A 23040-nucleotide genomic window follows, 5' to 3' on the forward strand; every position below is an offset into this window, starting at 1 on the left:
CCGCGCCAGCCAGTTCCCGTCGCGCGGGCTGATGGCGAACTGTCATTCCTTTGTCGCGTAAGCATCGGCACAAGCACGGCCTTCGATTCACGAGCCCTTGGCGATGCTGCGTTTCCTGGCCTTCCGCATCCTGCGTGCGCTGCTGACGGTCGCGATCTGCGTCTCGGCGGTGTTCCTGGCGCTGCGGCTGGCCGGCGACCCCGCCGACATCATGCTCTCGATCGAGACCCCACCGGATGTGCGCGCGCATTACCGCGAGCTCTGGGGGCTCGATCGGCCGCTGGCCGAGCAGTATCTGCGCTATCTCGCCAGCGTCGTCCGGGGCGATTTCGGCCTCTCCTTCGCCGATGACCGGCCCGCCTTCGCCGCGGTGGTCGACGCCCTGCCGAAGACCGTCCTGCTCGGCGCCTGCGCGCTCATGCTGGCGCTGCTGATCGGCATGCCGCTCGGCGTCCTGGCGGCGCTGCGCCACAACAGCGCGGTCGACCGCTTCGCGATGGCGGTCGCGGTGCTCGGCTATGCCATCCCGATCTTCTTCCTCGGCATCCTGCTGATCCTGCTCTTCGCGCTCAAATTGCGCGTCCTGCCATCGGCGGGATCCGAGACGCCCTGGCATTTGATCCTGCCGGTGGTGACGCTGGCGCTGCCGCTCGCCGGGCGCCTCGCGCGCTTCGCGCGCACCGCGACGCTGGAAGTGCTCGGCAAGCCGTTCATCCGCGCCGCCCGCGCCCGCGGGGTGATGCCGCTTTCCGTCATCCTGCGCCACGCGCTGCCCAATGCCGCCGTGCCATTGCTGATGTTCATCGGCATCGAGATCGGCCATATCCTCGCCGGCAGCGCCGTGGTCGAGACGATCTTCGCCTGGCCCGGCATCGGCCGCCTATTGGTCGATTCCGTCTCGACGCGCGATCTTGCCGTGGTTCAGGCGGTGATCCTGACGGTCACCGTGGTCATGGTCGCCGCCAATCTGCTGGTCGACATCCTGCACATCCTGCTCGATCCGCGCCTCGGCGGCTTCTCGCGCAGCCTGGGCAAACCGGCATGAGCGCGAGCCTCGAAATCGGCGCGGTTCCGGTCGCTCGGTCGCGTCGCCGGTCCATGTCGCCAGTCGTAAAACTCTCGGCCGGCTTCCTGGTCCTCGTCGTCCTCGTCGCGATCCTCGCCGACTGGCTGGCGCCGATTCACTACACCACCCAGAACCTGCTCGCCCGGCTGAAGCCACCACTGACGCAGAGCGGCGGCATGACCTATTGGCTCGGCACCGACCAGCTTGGCCGCGATATCCTCAGCCGCATGATCTACGCGGTCCGCACCTCGATCCTGATCGCGGTGATGGGCACGCTGATCGGGGCGGTGTTCGGCACGCTGCTCGGCTTCATCGCGGCAAGGATGCGCGGCGTCGTCGACCAGGCGATCATGATGCTGGTCGACGCACAGGCGGCGATCCCGGCGCTGTTCCTGGCGCTGACCATGCTCGCCTTCTTCGGCAACACCATCGTGCTGTTCGTCATACTGGTCAGCATCGACGGCTGGGACCGCTATACCCGCCTCGCCCGCGGCCTCGTCGCCTCCGAGCAGGAGAGCGACTATATCAACGCGGTCGAGGCGCTCGGCGCCAGCACGCCACGCGTGATCCTGCGCCATCTCCTGCCCAACATCGTCGCGGCGCTGGTGGTGCAGGCGACGCTCAACTTCCCGGGCACGATCCTGCTCGAGACCTCGCTGTCCTTCCTCGGCCTCGGCGTGCAGCCGCCCGGCACCTCGCTCGGCCTGATGCTCGGCGAGGGCCGGCGCTATCTCCTCAATGCCTGGTGGATTGCGGTCTTTCCCGGGCTCGTCATCTTCCTGACGACGCTGTCGATGAGCCTGTTCGGCGACTGGCTGCGTGATCGCTTCGACCCCACCAGCGAGCGGCATTGAAACGATGGGCTTCGCCATCCGCAGCATCGCAGGCCCCTTCCCGCTCGCCATTGCCCATCGTGGCGGGGCCCTGCTCGCGCCGGAAAACACCGCCGAGGCCTTCGAGCAGGCGAAGGCTGTCGGCGCCGAGATGGTCGAAACCGACGTGCGCTTGAGCGCTGACGATGCGCTTGTCTGCCTGCACGATGCCGATCTCCAGCGCATCGCCGGTGATCCGCGCCTCGTCGCGGAGATCGGGCTCTCCGAACTGCGGGCGATCCTGCCCGGCCTGCTGACGCTGGACGAAGCGATCGCCGCCTCCGCGCCGCTCGGCCTGCTGCTCGACGTCAAGCTCAGCGACCCCCTGGTGCTGCCACGCATTCTCGACGCCGTTGCGGTGGCCGGGGCCACCGAGCGCGTGCTGCTCGGTGTGCGGTCGCTCGACCTCATCGCCGCCGCTCCGGCTGTGTCCGAGGCGATCGCCATCCTCGCTTTGGTTCCCGATCCCGACTCCTTCCGGCAGGCGAAGGCCCTTGGTGCAGACTGGTTCCGCTTCTGGCAAAGCGAGGCGACGATGGAGCGCATCGCCGCCGCACGCAGCCTTGGCCTGCGGACGGTGATCATGGTCGGCCAGCCGCGCTCGGTTGCCGAGCCCGGCTATCCGCCTTTCCCGGTCGGGCGGATCGATGCGCAGGGGATCGACCGCGTCCTTTCCCTCGGGCCCGATGCGGTGATGCTCGACGACCCCCGCCAGCTGCTGTCCGCGCGGTCCGTCACGGCCCTGTCGTCAAGCTGAGGCATGGCAGCGCGATTGCGCGGCGGGCCGGATCGGCCTCGCCGCCGACAGATGCGAGACATGCCATGATCACCCTTTCCCGCCGGCGCTTTCTCGAAGGTGCCACCGCCGCCTCCGCGCTGCTCGCCACCCCGCAAGCCTTCGCCGCCGGCGAGACGCGCCCGAACTTCACCGTCGCGGTCGCCGACCTGCCGGCGACGCTGGAGCCGGCGCGCGAGCTCTCCAATGTCGGCACGCGCGTCACCTATTCGATCTTCGACACGCTGATCCGCCGCGATTTCCTCGGCGCGGCCGATGGCGGCGGCTCCGAGCTGAAGCCGCATCTGGCGACAAAGTGGGAGCGCGTCTCGCCGCAGGAGCTCGTCGTCACGCTGCGCCAGGGCGTCAAGTTCCACAATGGTGACGAGCTGACCTCGGAGGACGTCGCCTACACCTTCCGCGACGGCCGCCTCTGGGGCGACAAGGCCCAGATCCCCGGCGGCAAGCCCTATTTCGGCATCCTCGCCAGCGTCGAGCCGATCGACCGCTACAGCGTGCGGTTTCGCACCAAGGTCGCCGACGTGCTGCTCGAGCAGCGGCTCGCCTCCTGGTGCGCCTGGATCGTCAACAAGCGCGCCTATGAGGCGATGGGCTTCGAGGCCTATTCGCGCAAGCCCGTGGCGACCGGTCCCTATCGCGTCGTCTCGCATTCGGCGGCCGAAGCCACCGTGCTGGAAGCCTTCGACGATTATTTCATGGGCAAGCCGACCGCGAGGCGCGTCACCTTCCGGCGCGTGCCGGAACTGGCGGCCCGCGTCGCCGGGCTCGTCGCTGGCGACTATGACCTGATCACCAATATCCCGCCGGACCAGATGAGCGTGGTCGGCGCCTACAAGGACATCGACGTCCGCTCGGTCGTGCTCGCGAACGTCCATGTCCTCGCCTATAACGAGCAGGACAAAGTCTTGGCCGACAAGCGGGTGCGGCAGGCGCTGAACCTTGCGATCGACCGGCAGAAGCTGGTCGATGCGCTCTGGCAGGGCACGGCGCAGGTGCCGGCGAGCCACAACTTCCCCGAATACGGCCAGATGTTCGTCGCGGGCCGCAAGCTGCCTTACGACCCCGCCAAGGCCAAGTCGTTGCTGCAGCAGGCCGGCTACAAGGGCGAGCCGATCGTCTACCGGACCATGGCGAACTACTACACCAATGCGCTCGAAGCCGCGCAGATCCTGGTCGAGCAGTGGAAGGCCGTCGGCATCAACGCCTCGCTGCAGGTGGTCGAGAATTCGACCCAGATGCGCGGTGCCGGTGCGCAGATCTTCAACTGGTCGAACTCGACGCGCCTGCCCGATCCGCTCGGCGCGATCTGGGTCGCCTGGGGGCCGGCCGGCGAGCATCAGGTCTCGAAGTTCTGGACCTCGGCCGACGGCTTCAACAAGGCCGGCACGGCGCTGGAGGCGGAGGTCGATCCGGTGAAGCGCAAGGCGCTGTTCACCGAGATGCTCGACATCTGGGAGGACGAGGCGCCGGCGACGATCCTCTACCAGCCGAGCGAGGCCTACGCGATCAAGAAGGCGATCGCCTGGCGGCCGACGACCTTCTATTTCATGGACCTGCGGCCGGACAACCTGTCCTTCGGCCGCAGCTGAAAGAGCAGAAGTCGGAGTGAAAAAGGGGCGGCTCGGCCACCCCTTTCTGCATTCGTTCCCTCGGATCAGTGCCCGCCGAGAATGAAGCGGCGGCCGTCCTGCTCGGCGAACTCGACCTGCTGCGTGAAGGCGCCGCGCCCGGTCGCGACGCGCCGGATGCGCGCTTCCTCCCTCGCCGGGCGGGAGAGGTCGCGGCCGGCCATACTCGGCGCCTTGGCCAGGCCGGAGAGGCCGAGCACGGTCGGGCCGATGTCGATGATCCCGGCCGGCTCCTGCGAGACGCTGCCGACTTCGCCGGTGCCCGTACCGACGATCAGCACGGTGTTGAGCTCATGCGGGTTGATGCCCCCATGCATGCCGCCACCGAGCGGGACATCGCCGGGCGTCATCGCGCCGAGGCCGGGCAGGCCGTACTGATCGGCCTGCAGCGACGATTTCAGGATGAACATCAGGTCGGGCTGGCGACCGGCATGGCCGGCGCCGATCAGGTCGAGCGACAGGGTGCCGGCGATGTCGCCTTCTTCGCCGCTGCCGCGCGCGAAGAGATGACCGATCGTCGGCTGCTCCATCAGCCAGGCGGCGATGCGCTCGATCTGCCTGCGGTCGCCACCGCGCAGCCGGATCTCGCCGCTGATGCCGCCGGTGGCCAGGAAGGCGGCGCCGTCGACGGCCTTGGCGTTGCTGAGGTCGAAGCCGGCCTGACGGGCCGCGTCGAACAGCGGCTCGACCGAGCCGGTCGAGATCTGGCCATGGTCGGAGGCGACGATCACCGCGATGCGCTCGCCGTCGGGCTGGGCCTCGACCCAGTCGAGGATGGCGCCGAAGGCGCGGTCGGCCTGCTGCAGGCCGGCCTTGGCCTCCTGCGAGCCGAGACCGCGATAATGGAAGGTGGTGTCGGGCTCGTTGAACCAGATCAGCGCGACATCGGGCTTCAACACCGGCAGGACGTGCTCGACCATCACCCGGCCGCCATAGGCGAGCTCGTCGAGGCGCGGCAGCTGGCGCTCCGGCAGCGGGCCGAGCCTGGCGATGGCGTCCTCGACCGCCTCCGGCGTCTGCGTCGCCTCGGTCCCGAGCATCGTGAAGGTCCAATGCCCGTTGGCGCGGGCGCGCGGATTGATGAAATGCGCCGAGCCGGCCGAGCCGGTATGGACCACGGCGAGTCGCTTGCCCGCCCGCGCCAGCACGTCGCCAAAGGTATCGACCGCGATCAGCCGGCCGCCATGATGGGCTTCCGCCCGGCGCAGCATGCCGATGTCGCCGGTGTCGAAGATGCGCTCGGGAATGGCGCCTTCGAGGTAGAAGGCGTTGCCGACGATGCCGTGTACGGCGGGCGGCGCGCCGGTGGCAATGGCGCTGGTCGCGACGCGGGTCACCGAGGGGAAGACGCTGCGCGCCCGGCGGAACCATGTGCCGCGCGCCGCGAGGCGCAGGATGTTGGGGGTCAGCTCGGGCGTGACGAAGTCGGGCCGCAGCCCGTCGAAGACCGCGACGATGACGCGCGTGGCTGGGGAGCGATCGTGGTCAGCCAAGTTTTGGGCCATGTCGGTATCCGGTCGGTCGATAGGGTCAGGCGGCTGCCGCCTGGGCATCGGTCGCCAGCGGTACCAGATGGCAGGCGGCGAGTCGCCCGTCGCTGGCGGGACGCAGAACAGGCGCCTCCTCGCCGCAGCGGGCGACGGCGCGCGGGCAGCGCGGATGGAAGGCGCAACCCGCCGGCCGGTCGACCGGATTGGGCGGGTCGCCGCGCAGGATGATGCGTTCGCGCGTGCCGCGCTGGAGCGTCGGCACGGCCGAGACCAGCGCCTCGGTGTAGGGATGGGCCGGCGCATGGAACAACGCCTCCGGCGGGCCCTGCTCGACGATCCTGCCGAGATACATCACCGCGACCTCGTCGGCGATCTGCCGGACGACCTTCAGATCGTGGCTGATGAAGAGATAGGCCATGCCGAGGCGCCCCTGCAGGTCCTGCAGCAGGTTGATGACCTGGGCCGCGACCGAGACGTCCAGCGCCGAGATCGGCTCGTCGCAGACCAGCAACTCAGGGCCGAGGATCAGCGCCCGGGCAAGCACGACGCGCTGGCGCTGCCCGCCGGAGAGCTCGTGAGGATAGCGCTCGAACAGGTCCGGCCGCAGGCCGACCGCCTCGAACAGCTGGAGCGCCTTCTGCCGGCGAGCCTCGGCGCCGGCTTCGAGCTCGTGGATGACGAGCGGCTCGACGATCTGCTCGCCGACGGGCAGGCGCCGGTCGAGCGCCGCGAGCGGGTCCTGATGCACCAGCTGCATCCGCCGGCGCAGGGCTCGCCAATGACGATCGCGCGTCGCGCTGACGGCTTCGCCCGCGAACGTGATCCGCCCGCACGTCGCCGGCAGCAGGCCGAGCGCAAGGCGCGCGGTGGTCGACTTGCCGCAGCCGGATTCGCCGACCAGGCCGAGGGTCTTGCCGGCGGCGAGGGAAAAGCTGACGCCGTCGACGGCATGGAGCAGTCGCTTCTGCCCACTCGCCGTGGCGACCGGATAGTGGCGGGCGAGATCGTCGACGCGAAGCAGCGGGGTCATGCGAAGGCTCCGACCGGCGCCGGGGCAGCGGCAGCCGGGGCTATCGCCGTTTCCGAGAGGCGCAGGCAGGCGGCGCGCTGGTCCTGTGCCGCCAGTACCAGCGCGGGCGTCTGTGTCCGGCATGCGTCGATCGCCAGCGAACAGCGTGGCGCGAAAGCGCATCCCGGCGGCATCCTGTCAGGCGCGGGAACGGTGCCCGTGATCGGCGTCAGCCGTTGACGAGGGCCGCCGAGCGTCGGCAGGGCGGCGAGCAGGCCGCGCGTATAGGGATGGCGCGGGCGGCCGAGCAGATCCTGCGTCGCGGCGGTCTCGACGACGCGGCCGGCATACATCACCGCAACGCGGTCGCAGAGATCCGCGACGACGCCGATATCATGCGAGATCAGCACCAGCCCCATGCCGCTCTCGCGACGGATGTCGCGGATCAAGTCGAGGATCTGCGCCTGAATCGTCGCGTCGAGCGCCGTGGTCGGCTCGTCGGCGATCAGGACCTCGGGCTCCCCGGCCAGCGCCAGCGCAATCATCACGCGCTGGTTCATGCCGCCGGAGAATTCATGCGGATATTGCCGCAGCCGCCGCGGCGCATCGGCGATGCCGACGCGGTCGAGCAGGCGCAGGGCCTCGCGCTGGGCAGCATCGCCGCGCAGGCCGCGATGCAAGCGCAGCACTTCCATGAGCTGGGTGCCGATGCGCTGGACCGGATTGAGCGAGCTGGTCGGATCCTGGAAGATCAGTCCGATCCGCCCGCCGCGAACCCTTGCGAGCGTGCGTTCCGGCAGGCGAGTGATGTCCTCGCCGCGAAGCCGGACCTCGCCGGAGGTCACGACCCCGCGGCCGAGCAGGCGCAGCGCCGCGAGCCAGGTCACGCTCTTGCCGCAGCCGGATTCCCCGACGATGCCGAGCGCCTCGCCGGGCGCGAGCGAGAGCTCGATGCCGCATACGACCGGGACCGGCCCGTTGGCGCCTGGGAAAGCGACGGAAAAGCGATCCAGCGCCAGCAGCGGTGTGAGCGCCTGCATGCCGGGCAGCAGTGCGGCCATGCCGGGGCGGTCGCCTGTGGTCGGGAGCGTCATCGCAGCGGGATAGACGCGCTTCGATGACCGTGGTGTGACGCGACGGGGAAAGCCGGCCAGCTTTTACGGCTATCGCGCTCATTTGGGGGGCGCTGGCGCCCGATCTTGTCATCCTCGCCTGTCGCTGGCACGCACCTCGTCGTCAGTTATTGGCGCGCCGGCGTCTCGGAGGAGCAGCATGCGGCGGAGAAGCGCAAGGCGGCCTAAGCGAAGCGGGCGGCCGCGAAGGGCGCGGGATCGCAGAACGGCGCCTGCCCGGTCATCATCTCGGCCAGGAGCCGCCCGGTCGCGGGGCCGAGCGTGAAGCCGTGATGGGCATGGCCGAAGGCGAGCCAGAGGCCGTTATGCCGCGGCGCCGGGCCGATGATCGGCAGCATGTCGGGCAGGCAGGGGCGGGCACCGCGCCAGGGCTCTGCCTCGAGGCGCTGGCCCAGTGGCATGATCCGGCGGGCGATGGCCTCGGCCCGGTCGAGCTGCCAGGGATCGGAGGGTGCGTCGCGGGCGGCGAGTTCGATGCCGGTGGTCAGGCGGATGCCGCGCGCCATCGGAGTGATTACGAAGCCGGCCTCGACATCGCAGAGCGGATGTCGCGGGGCGGTATCGTCCGCGGCTGCGTAATGCATGTGGTAGCCGCGCTTGAAGCCGAGCGGAAAGCGATAGCCGAGCCGTTTGCAGAGGTCGTTCGACCAGGGGCCCAGAGCGACGACGGCTTCGGGCGCACGCCAATCCTCGGCGCCGGCCGATAGGCGCCAGCCCGTGCCGTTCTGGTGCAGGCCGGCCGCGTCGGCGCGTCGCAACTCGCCGCCGCGCGCAGCGAAGAGGGCGGCATAGGCGCGCGTCACCGCGCCGGGATCGCTGACGGTCGCCGGATCGCGCCAGTGCAGGGCGCCGGCGACGATACCCGGCAGCAAGCCGGGCTCACGCGCCTGCAGCGCCGCCTCGTCGAGGACATCGTAGGCGAGACGGTAGGCTGCGAGGTCCTCTGCCGCCTTGACGGCCTGCTGCAACCCGTGCCGGCTGCGATAGAGCTCGATCCAGCCCTCGTCGCGCATCAGCGCCTCGGTCCCGGCGGCCTTGGTCCAGTGCCGGTGCTCGTCGAGGCAGCGCTCGATCAGCGGCAGGATGGCCTGCCCCAGCCGATCGAGCCGGCCGGGCGCCGAGTTCCACCAATAGCGCGCCAGCCAGGGCGCCATCCGCAGCAGCGTCGCGGGCCGATAGCGCACCGCGATCGAGCGGTTCGAGGCGAAGGCGAGAAGCGTCGCGAGGCTGCGCGGGAAGGCGTAGGGGACGACCGAGGCGCGCTCGATCAGCCCGGCATTGCCATGGCTGGTCTCGGCGCCGGGCTCGCGGCGGTCGACCAGCAGGACGGTGCGGCCACGCTCCTGCAGATGCAGGGCGATGCTGACGCCGACGATGCCGGCCCCGAGCACGATCGCATCGGTCTGTCGCGCCGTCGTCGTCATCGCTCGCGTTAACTCAGACGAGCGCCGCGGAGCTGACGACATGCCTGCCGGGTTTCGCCGCTATGGCGGCCTCGATCATCGCGGCGGCGATGCGCCCAGCCGGATTGATGCGCCAGGCGCGCGGCAGCACCGGACCGAGAATGCCGAGCAGGATGAGGGCCGCGCGTTCGGCGGTTCGGACTTCGCCCCGCTCCCCGCCAATCAGGCCCGGCCTGACAAAAGTGAGCGAGGCGAAGTCGAGGCCGGCGAGGTCACGCTCCAGCTCGCCCTTCACCCGGTTGTAGAAGATGCGCGAGGCTGGATCGGCACCGAGCGCCGAGTTCAGGACGAAGGCCGGGGTGCCGTGCTGGTGAGCGAGCTGAGCGACAGCGAGCTGGTAACCGTGATCGACCCGCCGGAAGGCGTCCTGCGAGCCTGCCTTGCCGATGGTCGTGCCGAGCGCCGAGATCGCCGCATCCGCCGCCCACCAAGGCGCATCGTCAGGCAGAGCCTCGAAATCGACGGCCGGTGCGAGCAGCTTCGGATGGGCCGCCAAGGCGCGGCGCGTCGGGGCGATCACCGCATCGATGCGCGGGTCGGCGAGCGCCTGCGCCAGCACATGGCCCCCGACCAGCCCCGTCGCACCCGCCAGCAGCAGCTTCATCGCGATCGGCCTCCAATCAGAACCCGACGCCAGATGTCGCAGATCGGGCTCGCCCGGTCGAGCCTCAGGCGACTGCGGTCGCCTCCGGCTTCAACTCCTCGATCGAGGGGATACGGCCCTCGAACCAGTACGCCGCCGCAGCGCGCGACATCGCCGCTCCGTCATGGCCGATGCCGGGCACGGTGATCAGCGACCAGTTGCAGGGCAGGCCGCGCCTGGCCGCTTCCGCCTTCGCGAAATCGAGCATGAAATGGGCGCGGGCATAGCGCATCGGCCCCTGCGCGAGCGCCTCCGCCTGAGCCGGCAGGTTGGGATCATCCGTGACGATGTCCCGGTCGCCGGCGAAGATCACCATCGGCCAGGCGAGCCAGCGCGCGAGGTCCGCCTCGCCGAGGCCGAGCCCGCCGAGCCCTTCCGGGAAGCGCCGCTCCAGCGTCGGCAGCGTGTACCAGCCGGAATTGGCGGCGAAAGCGGTCTCGAAGGGTGTCTCGCTTTGCGTCGCTAGCAGGCGGTGGACGAACTGGCCGCCAGCGGAATGGCCGAACAGCCTGACCTTGTCGCGCGTGGTAACGCCGGCCTGGCGCAAAGCCGCCAGCACGCGGGCCGGCACGGCGTAGAGCCAATCGTCCTGCGCGGCGAGCGTGCCGTCCTCGCCGACAACGAGGCCGTTATTGTAGCCCTCGGCCTTGGGGAATTGCGCGTTGCCGAAGGTCGGCGCGACGATCAGCAGGTTGTGCGTCTCGGCCGCCTCGATCCAGAAATCGCGATAGTCGTCGCCATTGCGCAGCATGCCGTGCTGGACGAAGACGACCTCGTCGTCCGGGCGATGACGCGCCGGCCGGTAGAAATTGACCTCCAGCGGCCGTTGCGGATGGCGCGCATCGATGAAGGGCAGGGTGCTGCGGCCCTGAGGCGGATCGAGAGTAAGCGTCGTGCTCATGCGGCCTTCGCAGTCGTATGCAGGTGGCAGGCGGCGCTGCGGCCGGGCGCGATCTCCGCGAGGTCCGGGCGGACCTCGCGGCAAACCGCCATGGCGTGCTCGCAGCGCGGGTGGAAGGGGCAGCCAGGCGGCGGCGCCAATGGCGAGGGCAGTTCGCCCTTGAGCGGCTGGAAGCTGCTCTTGCGCCGCGCCGCAGACGGGATCGCCTTGATCAGGGCGGCGCTGTAGGGGTGCGCCGGCTCGGCGAAGATCGCGGTGGCGCTGCCGATCTCGACGATGCGGCCGAGATACATGATCGCGACGCGGTCGCTGATATGGCGGACGAGGCCGAGATCGTGGCTGACGAAGAGATAGGTCAGCCCGTGCCGCTCGCGCACATCCATGAACAGGTTGATCACCTGCGCCTGGATCGAGACGTCGAGGGCCGAGACCGGCTCGTCGCAGACCAGGAAATCGGGCTTCACCGCCAGCGCCCGCGCGATGCCGATGCGCTGGCGCTGGCCGCCGGAGAACTGGTGCGGGTAGCGCTCGCGATAGGCGAGATCGAGCCCGACCTCGCTGAGCGCCCGGTCGACTGCGCCGTCGAGCTCGGCCTTCGGCACGAGCTTGTGGACCGAAAGCGCCTCGCCGACGATGCGGCTCACTCGCATGCGCGGATCGAGCGAGGCGTAAGGGTCCTGGAAGATCATCTGCACCTTGAGCAGATAATCCAGCCGGTCCTTGCCCTTCAGCGCCGCGGCCGATCGCCCCTTGTACAGGACCTCGCCCTCGGTCGGCGGCAGGATGCCGGTCGCGATGCGCGCCAGGGTCGACTTGCCGCAGCCGGATTCGCCGACGAGGCCGAGCACCTCGCCCTTCCGGACGCTGAGATCGACGCCGTCGACCGCCTTCAGTGTCGCAGGCGGCGCATGCCGGCCGATTGCGGTCAGGATGCGCTCGGCGATATTGGCCTTGCCGCGGAAATATTTGCGGACGCCGCGCAGCTCGAACAGGGTCTCGCTCATGCCGCCACCTGGTCGGGCACGGGGTTGTGGCAACGCAGGGTGCGCCCGTCATGGGCCTGCGGCTGCGGATCGGCGTCGGCGCAGACGGGCAGCGCCCGCTCGCAGCGCGGCCGGAACGGGCAGCCGGAGGGGCGCGAGTCGATGCGCGGCGCCATGCCGTCGATCTGGTGCAGGCGCTGGCCCGGCTCGACCATGGTCGCCGAGGAATTGAGCAGGCCGAGCGTATAGGGATGGCGCGGCCGGTCGAGCACGGTCATCACGTCGCCGATCTCGACGATGCGGCCGGCATACATCACCGCCACCCGGTCGGCGAGCTCGGCGACCACGGCGAGGTCGTGGGTGATCCAGATGACCGCTGCGCCGGTCTCGCGCGAAAGCTTCTGCACCTCGTAGAGGATCTGCGCCTGGATGGTGACATCGAGCGCGGTGGTCGGCTCGTCGGCGATGATCAGGTCGGGATCGTTCAGGAGGGCGGTCGCGATCGCGACGCGCTGGCGCATACCGCCGGAGAATTCGTGCGGGTACTGCTTCAGCCGGGTCTCCGGCGAGGAGATGCCGACCCGCGCCAGCGCCTTCGCCGCCTTGTCCAACGCCTCCTGCCGGCTGCAATCGCGATGCTCGAGGATCGCCTCGCTCATCTGCTCGCCGATGCTGAGCACCGGGTTCAGCGTCATCAGCGGATCCTGGAAGATCATCGCGATCCGGTCGCCGCGCAGCTGGCGCAGGCGCTCCGGCGAGGCGGCGCGCAGATCATCGCCGTCGAACAGCACCTCGCCGGCGACGACCTCGCCCGGCGGGTCGATCAGCTGCACCAGCGAGAAGCCGGTCACCGACTTGCCCGAGCCGGATTCGCCGACCAGGCCGAGGACCTCGCCCTTGGCGACACTGAAATCGACGCCGTCGACGGCCGGCCAGGCGCCGTCCTGCGCATGAAACACGGTCTTGAGGCCGCGCACGGAGAGGAGAGGAGTCTCGCTCATGCGCGCACGTTGAAGCTGCGGCGCAGGCGATCGCCGACGAGATTGAGCGACATGATCAGGAGCACGAGCGCGATACCCGGGAAGACGGCGATCCAGTATTCGCCGGAGAGCAGGAACTCGAAGCCGTTGGCGATCAGCAGGCCGAGCGATGGCTGCGTCACAGGCACGCCGACGCCGAGGAAGGACAGCGTCGCCTCCAGCGTGATCGCCGAGGCGATGCTGATCGATGCGACGACGAGCACCGCGCCGACCGAGTTCGGCAGGAGATGCGCCAGCATGATGTGGCGGGTCGGCAGGCCGAAATTCACGGCCGCCTCGATGTATTCCTTGCGCCGCTCGACCAGCGCCGCCGCCCGCATCAGCCTTGCATACTGCGCCCATTGCACCAGCACGATGGCAAGGATGACCTTGTCGACGCCGCGCCCGATCGAGGCGAGCAGCACGAGCGCGACCAGGATCGAGGGGAAGCCGAGCATGAAGTCGACGATGCGCATGATGATGGCGTCGACCACGCCGCCGAATTGCGCCGCGGCGAGGCCGGCGAGGATGCCGATCGAAAGCGCCCCGACGGTCGAGGCGAGGCCGACCAGCAGGCTGGTGCGCAGTCCGTAGAGGATGGCGCTCAGCATGTCGCGGCCTTGCGCGTCGCTGCCGAGCCAGTAGGTGAAGCCGCCCATGCCGCGCTCGCCCGGAGCCAGCCGGTTGTCCATCACGCTGAGCGAGCCGAGATCATGCGGGTTCTGCGGCGTGATGAACGGAGCCAGCAGAGCGAGCGCTACCATGATCCCCAGCAGGATCGCGGCGCCGCGCGTGGTCGGGCGGTTGCGCAGATGGCGCAGCACTTTTTCGCGCAGGGGCGTGTCGGCCTGGATGGGGCCGGCGAGGCGGGAGGCGCCTGGGCTCATGCCTGCTCTCCGGCGAGCTTCACCCGAGGGTCGAGCGCGGCATAGAGCACGTCGACCAGGAAGTTGACGGTGACGAAGAGCAGCGTCGCCAAGAGGACATAGGCGACCACCACCGGGCGATCGAGCTGGTAGACCGAGTCGATCAGGAGCTTGCCCATGCCCGGCCAGGCAAAGACCGTCTCGGTGATGGTCGAGAACGCGACGAGGCTGCCGAACTCGACGCCGACCACGGTCACGACCGGGATCAGGATGTTGCGCAGGATGTGCCGGTTGACGATGCGCCTCGGGCGCACCCCCTTGGCACGGGCGTATTTGACGTAGTCCTGCGTCATCGTCTCGGTGGTGCCGGCAGCGACGAGCCGGATGATCAGCGCAAGGTTCGGGATGGCGAGGTTGAGCGCGGGCAGGGCGATGTGCTGCAGCCCGTCCAGTGTCAACAGACTGGTCTGGACGCCAAGGAGCGAGACCGTCTCGCCGCGCCCGGCGGTCGGCAGCCAGCCGAGCCAGACGGCGAAGAGCAGGATCAGCATCATGCCCTTCCAGAAGCTCGGCAGCGAGAAGCCGAGCACGGTGCCGGCCATGACGATGCGGGCGCGCCGGCTGTCGGGGTTCAGGCCCGCCATCAGCCCCAGCGGGATGCCGGCGGCGAGCGCCAGGATCATCGAGAGCAGCACGAGCTCGAAGGTCGCCGGCAGCCGCTGCAGGATCAGCTGCAGCGCCGGCACGCCGTGCACGAAGGAGCGGCCGAGATCGCCCTTCAGCGCATTGGCCATGAAGGTCAGGTATTGCTGCCAGACCGGCAGGTCGAGCCCGAGCCGGCGGATCAGCGCCTCGCGCTCGGCCGCGCTGGCCGAGGGCGAGACCAGGAGCTCGACGGGATCGCCGATGCCGTAGACGGCGAAGAAGACCACGACCGAGACCGCGAGCAGCACGAGCACGCTCTGGATCAGCCGCTGCAGGACATAGGCGGTCATGGCACCGAGCCTCGGACGAGCGCTTGCCGGCTTACTTCGCCGGCTTCACCGACATGGCGAGCATGTACTGGTCGGCGCGGCCCGCGACCGAAAGCTCCGACTTGAAGGCCCAGATGCCGCTTTCGAAATGGAGCGGGATGAAGGCGCCGTCGTCGAGGACCAGCTTCATCGCCTGCTGCAGCAGTTCCGCGCGCTTCTTGTCGTCGAGCTCCGAGACCGCGGCGCGGATCACCTTGTCGAACTCGTCGTTCTTGTAGCCGCCATAGTTCGAGCCGCCGAGGGTCTTGGCCTCGTTCGGGGTCGGCGGCCACTGGCGCAGGAAGGAGGCGGCCTCGCCGGTCGCCGAGCCCCAGCCGCCGATCGCGACGCTGAATTCCTTCTTGGCGCGGCGCGGGAAGTAGATCGCGCGGGTCATCGCGTCGACCTCGGCCTTGATGCCGATCTGGGTCAGGTATTGCGCGACCGCCTGGGTGATCTGGCTGTCGTTGATGTAGCGGTCATTGGTCGAGGACAGCGTCAGCTGGAAGCCGTTGGGATAGCCGGCCTCGGCCAGCAGCTTCTTGGCGGCGGCCGGGTCATAGGCGAGCTTGGGCGGGTTCGGCAGCGTGCCGAACATGCCGGTCGGCAGGTACTGGTAGGCCGGCTCGGCCGCGCCGTCCATGATGCGCTTGACGATCGCCTCGCGGTCGATGGCGAGCGACATCGCCTTGCGCACGCGCGCATCCTTCAGCGGGTTCTTGCCGTCCGGGGCCTTGACGAAGGGGCTCTCGTCGCGGGCGACGTCGAGCTGGAAATAGACGATGCGGGTCGAGGGCGTGATGACCGAGCCGAAGCGCTTGTCGCTCTTGATCCGGGCAAGGTCGCGCGCCGCCGGGTTCTCGATCACGTCATAGTCGCCTGCGAGCAGGCCGGCGAGGCGCGGGCCGGCATTGGTCACCGGCAGGAAGCGCACGGTGGCCCAGGGCTGGGCGCCGCCCCAGTAGTCGGGGTTGCGCTCGAGCTCGATAGCCGAGCCCCGGACATAGGATTTCAGCTTGTACGGCCCGGTGCCGATCGCCATCGTGCCGTCGTTGAAATTGCTGACTGCCGGCCAGGGACCGGTGACGCCGCAGTTCTTGGCGACATCGTAGCTGATCTCGCCGTGCTGGACGATCGAAGCGGAGAGGATCGGCAGGCTGGAGAGCAGATTGGGCAGCAGCGGTTCCGGCACCTTGGTCTCGATCACCAGCGTGCTGGCGTCGGGTGTCTCGACCTTGGCGAAATTGCTGGTGACGTCGGCGAAGGAGTCGGAGACCTTGGTCTCGTTCTTCAGCGTGCGGCAGAAGGTGAAAACCACGTCCTGCGCGCCGAAGGGCTGGCCGTTGGTGAACTTGACGCCCTGGCGCAGCTTGAAGGTCCAGCGGTTCTTGCCGTCGTTCTCCCAGGAGGTGGCGAGGCCCGGCTTCAGCGCCTGGTTTTCGTCCTGCAAGACGAGATTGTCGAAGATGTGGGCCGCGAGCGCATTGTTGGGCGTCAGCTCGTGATAATGCGGATCGACAGCGGTCGGCTCGGAGGCGAGCGCGATGCGCAGCGTCTGCGCCGTGGCGGAAGTGCTTAGCAGACTGGCGCTTAGCATGCTGGCGCCGAGCAGAAGGGTGATGAATGCGCGCTGACGCATCGGTCGGTCTCCGTTCCCGTAGCTGATGGTTTTGACAGCTTTATTTTCACGCGGTAGCAAACATGAAAATGATCCGACGTCAATCACCGGAAGAGCCATGTCACGCGCCCTGAAGCCGACGACGGATCTCGCCAACCGCATCGCCCGGATCTATCCCTCTTTGAGCGAGGGCCATCGCAAGGCGGCCGACTTCGTGCTGCAGAGCCCGCTCGACTCGGCGACGGTGACGATCGAGGGCCTGGCCGAGAAGAGCGGCACCTCGACCGCGACCGTGACCCGCTTCGTCCGGGCGCTCGGCTACCGCAACTACGGCGACTTCCGCACGGCGCTGTCGACGGCGCTCAAGGTTGCGCTCGGTCCGGTCGAGGGGCTCGCCGACGCACGTGCCACGGCCGGATCGGTCTTCGCCACCATGGCGACGACGCTGAAAGGCGAGGCCGCCAATCTCGACGAGGCGATCGCGACGCTAGATGAGGCGACGGTCAACCGAGCCATCGGCCTGATGCTGAAGGCACGCCGCATCTTCATCGCCGGCTCCGGCGCGAGTCACTATGTCGGAGCCTTCCTCGAGGATGGGCTGGCGCTTTATCTCGACGCCGAGGTCGTCTTTGCGTCCTCGCGTGGCGGGCCAGAGCGCGCCGTCCGCCACATGCTGTCGGCCGGGCCCCAGGACGTCGTCATCGCGATCTCGCTGCCGCGCTATTCGCGCGCCACGCTGGAGCTCGCCAAATTCGCCAAGAAACGCGGCGCCGTCCTGGTCGCCCTGACCGACAGCCCGTCATCGCCGCTGGTGCCGCTGGCGGACATGACCTTCTTCGCCCCCGCCCGCAACAGCTTCCTGCCGAACTCGCCGACTGCCGCCTTCGCCGTCGCCGATGCGCTGATCACCACGCTGGCGCGCGAGCGCCCAGATGCGGTCGAGGCGCTGAAGGGCCTGAGCGAGAGCCTGCTGTGGACCTTCCATTACTGAACAGTTCGCTGCCCCTGCCACCTCGGCGACAATAATTCGAGAGAGACGTGTTGCCCGCACAGCGCAGCGGCGCTGCGTCTCGCCTTCGCCAGGGAACGGCGCGCCGATGGCGCGGGTCGGCCCCTACGCGGGCGCATTTGACAAACACGCCGCCTTCCATGTGACAATCAGGCAGGCAAACCGGTCTGCGCTCTGCAGCGGGGATCGCTCGTCGATCGGCCCAACCTCCCATCGTGGTGCCTCGTCATGAACATGCGCGCAGCTCCCGCCGAGCTTTCCTCGACGCCGTTCGGAATCGGCCAGCCGGTGCCGCGCAAGGAGGACCCTGTCCTGGTGCGCGGCGAGGGGCGCTACACCGACGATCTGTCGCTGGACGGGCAGCTCTACGCCGCCTTCGTGCGCAGCCCGCATGCGCATGGCCTGCTCAACGGCATCGATACGTCGGCGGCGACGGCGATGAAGGGCGTGGTCGCGATCTATACGGGCGCCGACCTTGAAGGGCAGGGCTATGGCCCGCTGCGCTGCCAGATCGACCTGCCCAACCGCGACGGCTCGCCGATGCGCAAGCCGGTCCGCATGGCGCTTGCGACCGGCAAGGTCCGCTTCGCCGGCGACCCCGTGGCCGTCGTCGTCGCCCGCACCGCGGTGCAGGCGCGCGATGCCGCCGAGGCCGTCCTGCTCGACATCGAGGTCCTGCCGGCCGTCACCTCCGGGGAGGAGGCGCTCGCCCCCGGCGCGCCGCTTCTCTATGACGAGGTGCCGGGCAATCTCGTCCTCGACTACCAGTCCGGCGATGCCGGGAAGGTCGCCGCCGCCTTCGCCGGGGCGGCCCATGTCGCCCGGCTGCGGATCGTCAACAACCGCGTCGTGGTCAATCCGATCGAGCCGCGCTCGGCGATCGCGAGCTATGACCGCAAGGCCGGCCGCTACACGCTGCATGCGCCGAGCCAGGGCGTCTTCGGTCTGCGCAACAATCTCGCCGCGGCGATGGGCGTGCCGGCGGCGAAGATGCGGCTGGTCACCGGCCATGTCGGCGGCTCCTTCGGCATGAAGGCCTCGGTCTTCCCCGAGCATGTCGCACTGCTGCACGCGGCCCGCCTGCTGAAGAAGCCGGTGAAATGGACCGACCATCGTTCGGAGAGCTTCGTCGCCGACCATCACGGCCGCGACATGGTGTTCGAGGCCGAGCTCGCGCTCGATGCGCGCGGGCGCTTCCTGGCGACGCGCTTCACCGGCATCGGCAATATGGGCGGCTATCTCTCGCCGGTCGGGCCGATGATGGCGAGCCTGAACATCGGCAAGAACAGCGTCGGGATGTACCGCACGCCGCTGGTCGAGGTTCTCGCCAAATGCGCCGTGACCAATACCCCGCCGATCGGCGCCTATCGCGGTGCCGGGCGGCCCGAAGGCAATTATTTCATGGAGCGGCTGATCGATACCGCCGCCCGGGAGATGGGGATCGACAGCGCCGAGCTTCGGCGCCGCAATCTGGTCAAGCCGGCGCAGCTGCCTTGGACGACGCCGATCGGCACCGTCTATGACAGCGGCGATTTCCCGGCCCTCTTCGCGCAGGCGCTCGAAGCCGCCGACTGGAAGGGCTATGCGGCGCGGCAGCGCCAGAGCCGCAAGGCCGGCAAGCTGCGCGGCCGCGGCATCGGCTGCTATCTCGAGGTGACGGCGCCGCCGACCAACGAGATGGGCGGCCTGCATTTCGAGGCCGATGGCAGCGTCACCATCGTCACCGGGACGCTCGACTACGGCCAGGGCCACTGGACGCCCTTCGCCCAGATCCTGTCGAGCCAGCTCGGCGTACCCTTCGACAAGATCCGCCTGGTCCAGGGCGACAGCGACCGCCTGATCGCCGGCGGCGGCACCGGCGGCTCGAAATCGGTGATGGCGAGCGGCTCGGCGATCATCGAGGCGAGCGAACTCGTCATCGAGAAGGGCAAGCTGCTCGCCGCCCATGTCCTCGAGGCCGCCCCGGTCGACATCGAGTTCGCCGGCGGCGAGTTCAGGATCGCAGGCACCGACCGCAGCATCGGCATCATGACGCTCGCGGAGCGGCTGCGGACGGGCACGCCCTTCCCTGCCGACCTGCCGCAGAGCCTCGATGTCGACCATGTCTTCAAGGCAGCGCGTTCGGCCTATCCCAATGGCTGCCACATCGCCGAGGTCGAGATCGACCCTGAGACCGGCCAGGTCGAGATCGCCAGCTATGTCATGGTCAACGATTTCGGGGTGGTGGTGAACCCGCTGATCGTCGAGGGCCAGCTGCATGGCGGCGTCGTCCAGGGGATCGGCCAGGCGCTCTACGAGATGACCGTCTATGACGAGGCCGGCCAGCTGATGACCGGTTCGTTCATGGACTATGCATTGCCGCGCGCGGCGGACGTGCCGTTCTTCTCCTTCGCCAGCCGGGGCGTCCCGACCGCGACCAACCGCGTCGGCGCCAAGGGCTGCGGCGAGGCCGGTTGCGCGGGCTCGCTGCCTTCGGTGATGAATGCGGTGGTCGATGCGCTCGCGCCGCATGGCGTGCGCCATCTCGACATGCCGGCGACGCCGCTGGCGATCTGGAAGAGCATCCACGCCCGCGACTGAGGCTGCGTCGCCTTAGCTCATGTTGTCGCGCAGGAAGATCTCGATGCGGATGCGTTCCTGGTCGAGCAGGATCGGCTCGCCGGTGACCTCCGCCATCAGCAGGCGCGCCGCCGAGCGCGCCTCGTGGCCGGGATCCTGGTTGATCACGGCCGCGACGGTGCCCGACAGCAGCCCGCGCCGTGTCGCCTCGGTCAGCTCATGCGCGATGAAGACGAGCGGCCGGCCGGCGGTTTCCAGGGCGGTGACGATACCCTCGTTGCCGGCGCCGATATTGTAGAGCCCGATCAGCTCGGGATGATCCGCGAGGAGCCCGGCGACCGCCGCCTCGTTGCGCTCGCTCTCGTCGCGTCCCTCCAGCACCGGCAGGAGAGTCAGCCCGGGATAGTCGCCGGAGAGAACCTGCTGGAAGCCGTAGAGCCGCTCGACATGGTCGCGCAGCGACATCGAGCCGAGGATGACGCCGACCTTGCCGCTGCGGCCGCCGAGGAAGCGGCCCATCAGCGAGGCGCTGGTGCGCCCCGCCGCCGGATTGTCGATGCCGACATAATGGGCGCGGCGGGAGGTCGGGGCGTCCGAGACCAAGGTGACCACGGCAACGCCGCGCGCGACGAGATCGTCGATGGCGGCGCGGACCTTGGGATGGTCGAGTGCCACCGTGGCGACGCCGTGGAAATGGTCGGCGAGGCCGGCAAGCCCGCTCGCCAGTGCCTCGGGATCGAAGACGTCGAGCTGCAGGATGTCGACGAAGGCGTTCTGCGGCTCCAGCCAGTCGCTGATCCGGCGCACCTGCTGCATCAGCCCGGCCATGAACGCGTTGGTGCTGGACGGGAGGATGAAGGCGAAGCGGAAGGACTGGCCGCGCGCCAGCCGCGCCGCCGCCGGGTTGGCCCGGTAGTCGAGCTTGGCGATCGCGCGCCTGACGCTTTCGACGGTCTTGGCGCGGACCCCGTCGCGCTGGTTCACGACCCGGTCGGCCGTGGCGAGCGAGACCCCGGCCTCGCGCGCCACATCCTCCAGCGTCGCTCGCCTGACCGGGATCCGGCTTCGATCCACTTCGTCCTCCACGACCTCTCCTCGCGCCCGCGCCGCGGGATTGGTTTCCATCCTCACCAGCAGCGCAGGCCTTTGGCATTGGCGGGGGCCTCAAGTCCAGCCGTTCGGCTAGCCCGGCACCCCCGCTATCAGCGCGCCGCCCAAAGCAGCCCGCGCGTCATGATCGTGCGGATCTCCGGCACGTCGAGCTCATAGGCGCGGTGGCCGAGCGAGGAGTAGAACACTCGCCCCTTGCCATAGCGCTTGCGCCAGACCACCGGCATCACCACCCCGTCGATCCAGGGCGCGTGCTCGCCGGTGAAGGTCGTGGTCGCCAGCACCTCGTTGGCGGGGTCGACATGCATGTAATACTGCTCCGAGCGGTGCTCGAAGCTGGCGATGCCCTGCATCAGCGGATCGTCGGGCCGGGTGATGTCGACGGTGTAGTCGATGATGCCGCCGGGATGGGCGACCCATTGGCCGCCGCACATGAACTGGTAGTCGACCGCGTCGCGGAAGGCGTCGCCCATGCCGCCATGATGGCCGGCGAGCCCGACGCCGCCGGCGACCGCCTCGCACAGGGCGGCCGCCTCCGGCTTCTCGATCTTCGACATGGTGTAGATCGGCACGATCAGCGAATAGTCGCGGATCGCGGGATCGAGGAAGACGGAGGTCGCGGTCTCGACCCGCACGTCGAAGCCTTCCGCCTTCAGCCAGCCCCGGATCATTGAGCTGCAGAGGTCGGGGTCATGGCCGCTCCAGCCGCCCCAGACGATGAGCGCAGTCCTTGTCATGTCGATCCCCGTTCAATCCAAAGTGCCGGTGGGCAGGCCGGGCGGCAGCATCGCCGGCCGCTCGACCGTGGTTGCAAGCGTGACGCGCCGCCCTTCGTCGGAGGCGATCTGGAAGGCTTCCATGGCTTCGAGCACATGCAGTGCCAGCGCGCCGCTGGCGCGGTGCGGCCGACCCGAGATCAGCCCTGCCGCCATGTCGGCGACACCGATCGAGCGGAATTCGCCGTCGCTGTTGCCGTGGCTGAGGGCCTGCGCCTGCCAGTCGCCGCCGGCCTTGGCGACCAGGACTTCGCCGCCGAAGCGGTTGGGGTCGGGCACGGACAGGCTGCCCTCCGAGCCGTAGATTTCGATCGGGCTGTGGCGGTGCTTGGGCACGTCGAAGCTCATGGTGATCGAGACCACCGCGCCCGAGACGAATTCGAGCACGCCGGTGACATGGGTCGCGACCTCGACCGGGATCAGCGTGCCGTTCATCGGCTGGCTGGTGACGAGGCGCTCGACCTTGGGCCGCGTCGCGAAGCCGACGACGGAGGCGATCGGCCCGAGCAGGTTGACGAGGTCGGTGATGTAATAAGGGCCCATGTCGAGCATCGGGCCGCCGCCGCGCAGATAGTAGAAGCCGGGCGCCGGGTGCCAGCGCTCATGGCCGGGGCAGCCGAAGAAGGCGTTGCCGGCGACGGCCTTGCCGATGGCGCCGTCGTCGATCAGCTTGCGGGCGGTCTGGTGGCCACCGCCGAGAAAGGTGTCGGGGGCCGAGCCGACGCGCAGGCCCTTCTCCTCCGCAAGATCCATCACCTTGCGGGCCTCGGCCACGTTGACGCCGAGCGGCTTCTCGGAGTGGACGTGCTTGCCGGCCCGCAGGGCCGCGAGGCTGACATCGGTATGCGCCAGCGGCACGGTCAGGTTGACGACGATCTCGACGTCGTCGCGCTTCAGGAGCTGGTCGACCCGCATCGCCGGCACGCCGAATTCGGCGCCGCGCGCTTCGGCCGGGGCGGTGCGCATGTCGGCGACGGCGCGCAATTCGATGGTCGAGAACTGCTGCATCGCCGTCATGTATTTCGTCGAGATGTTGCCGCATCCGATGATGCCGACGCCGATCTTTCGCATGTGACGCTCCTTGAT

Annotated in this window: 20 protein-coding genes; 6 read left to right on the plus strand and 14 right to left on the minus strand. The window is 69.0% G+C overall.

Annotation, left to right across the window (positions count from 1 at the left end; translation table 11 throughout):
• Nucleotides 1-103: 103 nt before the first annotated feature.
• From V7S63_RS22640 to V7S63_RS22655, 4 genes are all read left to right on the plus strand, one after another.
• A complete protein-coding gene (locus tag V7S63_RS22640; RefSeq protein WP_336531868.1) occupies nt 104-1045 on the plus strand; it encodes an ABC transporter permease in 942 nt (313 codons plus the stop codon).
• A 53-nt stretch (nt 1046-1098) separates the two neighbouring features.
• Nucleotides 1099-1920 (plus strand): ABC transporter permease, encoded by an 822-nt coding sequence (locus V7S63_RS22645; RefSeq protein ID WP_336531869.1) that lies wholly within the window; start codon nt 1099-1101, stop codon nt 1918-1920.
• Nucleotides 1886-2695 (plus strand): glycerophosphodiester phosphodiesterase, encoded by an 810-nt coding sequence (locus V7S63_RS22650; protein WP_336531870.1) that lies wholly within the window; start codon nt 1886-1888, stop codon nt 2693-2695. The genes V7S63_RS22645 and V7S63_RS22650 overlap by 35 nt, the downstream gene beginning before the upstream one ends.
• Before the next feature lie 65 nt (nt 2696-2760).
• A complete protein-coding gene (locus tag V7S63_RS22655; RefSeq protein WP_336531871.1) occupies nt 2761-4323 on the plus strand; it encodes an ABC transporter substrate-binding protein in 1563 nt (520 codons plus the stop codon).
• Nucleotides 4324-4388: 65 nt separating this feature from the next.
• Here the strand turns inward: V7S63_RS22655 and V7S63_RS22660 are convergent, their stop codons facing one another.
• The 11 genes from V7S63_RS22660 to V7S63_RS22710 all read right to left on the minus strand — a co-directional run bounded on the left by V7S63_RS22660 (nt 4389) and on the right by V7S63_RS22710 (nt 16521).
• Nucleotides 4389-5867: an alkaline phosphatase family protein gene (locus V7S63_RS22660; RefSeq protein ID WP_336531872.1), complete on the minus strand. Its 1479-nt coding sequence runs from the start codon at nt 5865-5867 to the stop codon at nt 4389-4391.
• Nucleotides 5868-5892: 25 nt separating this feature from the next.
• Nucleotides 5893-6882: an ABC transporter ATP-binding protein gene (locus V7S63_RS22665; RefSeq protein WP_336531873.1), complete on the minus strand. Its 990-nt coding sequence runs from the start codon at nt 6880-6882 to the stop codon at nt 5893-5895.
• A complete protein-coding gene (locus V7S63_RS22670) occupies nt 6879-7922 on the minus strand; it encodes an ABC transporter ATP-binding protein (RefSeq protein ID WP_442896503.1) in 1044 nt (347 codons plus the stop codon). Before V7S63_RS22670 ends, V7S63_RS22665 begins: the two co-directional genes overlap by 4 nt.
• A 236-nt stretch (nt 7923-8158) precedes the next feature.
• Entirely contained in the window at nt 8159-9418 is a 1260-nt protein-coding gene (locus tag V7S63_RS22675; protein WP_336531874.1) for an NAD(P)/FAD-dependent oxidoreductase, read from the minus strand.
• Between the two features lie 13 nt (nt 9419-9431).
• Nucleotides 9432-10061 (minus strand): Rossmann-fold NAD(P)-binding domain-containing protein, encoded by a 630-nt coding sequence (locus V7S63_RS22680; protein WP_336531875.1) that lies wholly within the window; start codon nt 10059-10061, stop codon nt 9432-9434.
• Between the two features lie 64 nt (nt 10062-10125).
• Nucleotides 10126-11001: an alpha/beta hydrolase family protein gene (locus V7S63_RS22685; protein ID WP_336531876.1), complete on the minus strand. Its 876-nt coding sequence runs from the start codon at nt 10999-11001 to the stop codon at nt 10126-10128.
• Complete coding sequence (locus V7S63_RS22690) at nt 10998-12005, minus strand: ABC transporter ATP-binding protein (protein WP_336531877.1); 1008 nt, start codon at nt 12003-12005, stop codon at nt 10998-11000. The genes V7S63_RS22685 and V7S63_RS22690 overlap by 4 nt, the downstream gene beginning before the upstream one ends.
• The gene (locus V7S63_RS22695; RefSeq protein WP_336531878.1) at nt 12002-12985 is read right to left on the minus strand and encodes an ABC transporter ATP-binding protein; all 984 of its coding nucleotides are present in this window, start codon (nt 12983-12985) and stop codon (nt 12002-12004) included. The genes V7S63_RS22690 and V7S63_RS22695 overlap by 4 nt, the downstream gene beginning before the upstream one ends.
• Nucleotides 12982-13890, minus strand: a complete 909-nt coding sequence (locus V7S63_RS22700; RefSeq protein ID WP_091841594.1) for an ABC transporter permease — start codon at nt 13888-13890, stop codon at nt 12982-12984. Before V7S63_RS22700 ends, V7S63_RS22695 begins: the two co-directional genes overlap by 4 nt.
• Nucleotides 13887-14864, minus strand: coding sequence for an ABC transporter permease (locus V7S63_RS22705; RefSeq protein WP_091841596.1), 978 nt, complete (start codon nt 14862-14864; stop codon nt 13887-13889). The genes V7S63_RS22700 and V7S63_RS22705 overlap by 4 nt, the downstream gene beginning before the upstream one ends.
• A gap of 31 nt (nt 14865-14895) precedes the next feature.
• Nucleotides 14896-16521 (minus strand): ABC transporter substrate-binding protein, encoded by a 1626-nt coding sequence (locus V7S63_RS22710; protein ID WP_336531879.1) that lies wholly within the window; start codon nt 16519-16521, stop codon nt 14896-14898.
• 97 nt (nt 16522-16618) lie between these two features.
• Here V7S63_RS22710 and V7S63_RS22715 point away from each other — a divergent pair, with 97 nt between their 5' ends.
• Entirely contained in the window at nt 16619-17491 is an 873-nt protein-coding gene (locus tag V7S63_RS22715; protein WP_336531880.1) for a MurR/RpiR family transcriptional regulator, read from the plus strand.
• Nucleotides 17492-17737: 246 nt separating this feature from the next.
• Complete coding sequence (locus V7S63_RS22720; RefSeq protein ID WP_336531881.1) at nt 17738-20089, plus strand: xanthine dehydrogenase family protein molybdopterin-binding subunit; 2352 nt, start codon at nt 17738-17740, stop codon at nt 20087-20089.
• 12 nt (nt 20090-20101) lie between these two features.
• Here the strand turns inward: V7S63_RS22720 and V7S63_RS22725 are convergent, their stop codons facing one another.
• The 3 genes from V7S63_RS22725 to V7S63_RS22735 all read right to left on the minus strand — a co-directional run bounded on the left by V7S63_RS22725 (nt 20102) and on the right by V7S63_RS22735 (nt 23025).
• A complete protein-coding gene (locus tag V7S63_RS22725; RefSeq protein WP_336531882.1) occupies nt 20102-21142 on the minus strand; it encodes a LacI family DNA-binding transcriptional regulator in 1041 nt (346 codons plus the stop codon).
• A 128-nt stretch (nt 21143-21270) separates the two neighbouring features.
• Entirely contained in the window at nt 21271-21915 is a 645-nt protein-coding gene (locus V7S63_RS22730; RefSeq protein ID WP_091841604.1) for a ThuA domain-containing protein, read from the minus strand.
• A gap of 12 nt (nt 21916-21927) precedes the next feature.
• A complete protein-coding gene (locus V7S63_RS22735) occupies nt 21928-23025 on the minus strand; it encodes a Gfo/Idh/MocA family protein (RefSeq protein WP_336531883.1) in 1098 nt (365 codons plus the stop codon).
• Between the last annotated feature and the right edge of the window lie 15 nt (nt 23026-23040).

The sequence above is a fragment of the Allobosea sp. CCNWLY174 genome (genome assembly GCF_037120455.1).
GTDB lineage: Bacteria > Pseudomonadota > Alphaproteobacteria > Rhizobiales > Beijerinckiaceae > Allobosea > Allobosea lupini.

Excerpts from the sequence above, each read along its gene's own strand:
- V7S63_RS22640 (WP_336531868.1), top strand. The coding sequence starts at position 104 with ATGCTGCGTTTCCTGGCCTTCCGCATCCTGCGTGCGCTGCTGACGGTC.
- V7S63_RS22645 (WP_336531869.1), top strand. The coding sequence starts at position 1,099 with ATGTCGCCAGTCGTAAAACTCTCGGCCGGCTTCCTGGTCCTCGTCGTC.
- V7S63_RS22655 (WP_336531871.1), top strand. The coding sequence starts at position 2,761 with ATGATCACCCTTTCCCGCCGGCGCTTTCTCGAAGGTGCCACCGCCGCC.
- V7S63_RS22660 (WP_336531872.1), bottom strand. The coding sequence starts at position 5,867 with ATGGCCCAAAACTTGGCTGACCACGATCGCTCCCCAGCCACGCGCGTC.
- V7S63_RS22665 (WP_336531873.1), bottom strand. The coding sequence starts at position 6,882 with ATGACCCCGCTGCTTCGCGTCGACGATCTCGCCCGCCACTATCCGGTC.
- V7S63_RS22670 (WP_442896503.1), bottom strand. The coding sequence starts at position 7,922 with ATGGCCGCACTGCTGCCCGGCATGCAGGCGCTCACACCGCTGCTGGCG.
- V7S63_RS22675 (WP_336531874.1), bottom strand. The coding sequence starts at position 9,418 with ATGACGACGACGGCGCGACAGACCGATGCGATCGTGCTCGGGGCCGGC.
- V7S63_RS22680 (WP_336531875.1), bottom strand. The coding sequence starts at position 10,061 with ATGAAGCTGCTGCTGGCGGGTGCGACGGGGCTGGTCGGGGGCCATGTG.
- V7S63_RS22685 (WP_336531876.1), bottom strand. The coding sequence starts at position 11,001 with ATGAGCACGACGCTTACTCTCGATCCGCCTCAGGGCCGCAGCACCCTG.
- V7S63_RS22690 (WP_336531877.1), bottom strand. The coding sequence starts at position 12,005 with ATGAGCGAGACCCTGTTCGAGCTGCGCGGCGTCCGCAAATATTTCCGC.
- V7S63_RS22695 (WP_336531878.1), bottom strand. The coding sequence starts at position 12,985 with ATGAGCGAGACTCCTCTCCTCTCCGTGCGCGGCCTCAAGACCGTGTTT.
- V7S63_RS22700 (WP_091841594.1), bottom strand. The coding sequence starts at position 13,890 with ATGAGCCCAGGCGCCTCCCGCCTCGCCGGCCCCATCCAGGCCGACACG.
- V7S63_RS22705 (WP_091841596.1), bottom strand. The coding sequence starts at position 14,864 with ATGACCGCCTATGTCCTGCAGCGGCTGATCCAGAGCGTGCTCGTGCTG.
- V7S63_RS22710 (WP_336531879.1), bottom strand. The coding sequence starts at position 16,521 with ATGCGTCAGCGCGCATTCATCACCCTTCTGCTCGGCGCCAGCATGCTA.
- V7S63_RS22715 (WP_336531880.1), top strand. The coding sequence starts at position 16,619 with ATGTCACGCGCCCTGAAGCCGACGACGGATCTCGCCAACCGCATCGCC.
- V7S63_RS22720 (WP_336531881.1), top strand. The coding sequence starts at position 17,738 with ATGAACATGCGCGCAGCTCCCGCCGAGCTTTCCTCGACGCCGTTCGGA.
- V7S63_RS22730 (WP_091841604.1), bottom strand. The coding sequence starts at position 21,915 with ATGACAAGGACTGCGCTCATCGTCTGGGGCGGCTGGAGCGGCCATGAC.
- V7S63_RS22735 (WP_336531883.1), bottom strand. The coding sequence starts at position 23,025 with ATGCGAAAGATCGGCGTCGGCATCATCGGATGCGGCAACATCTCGACG.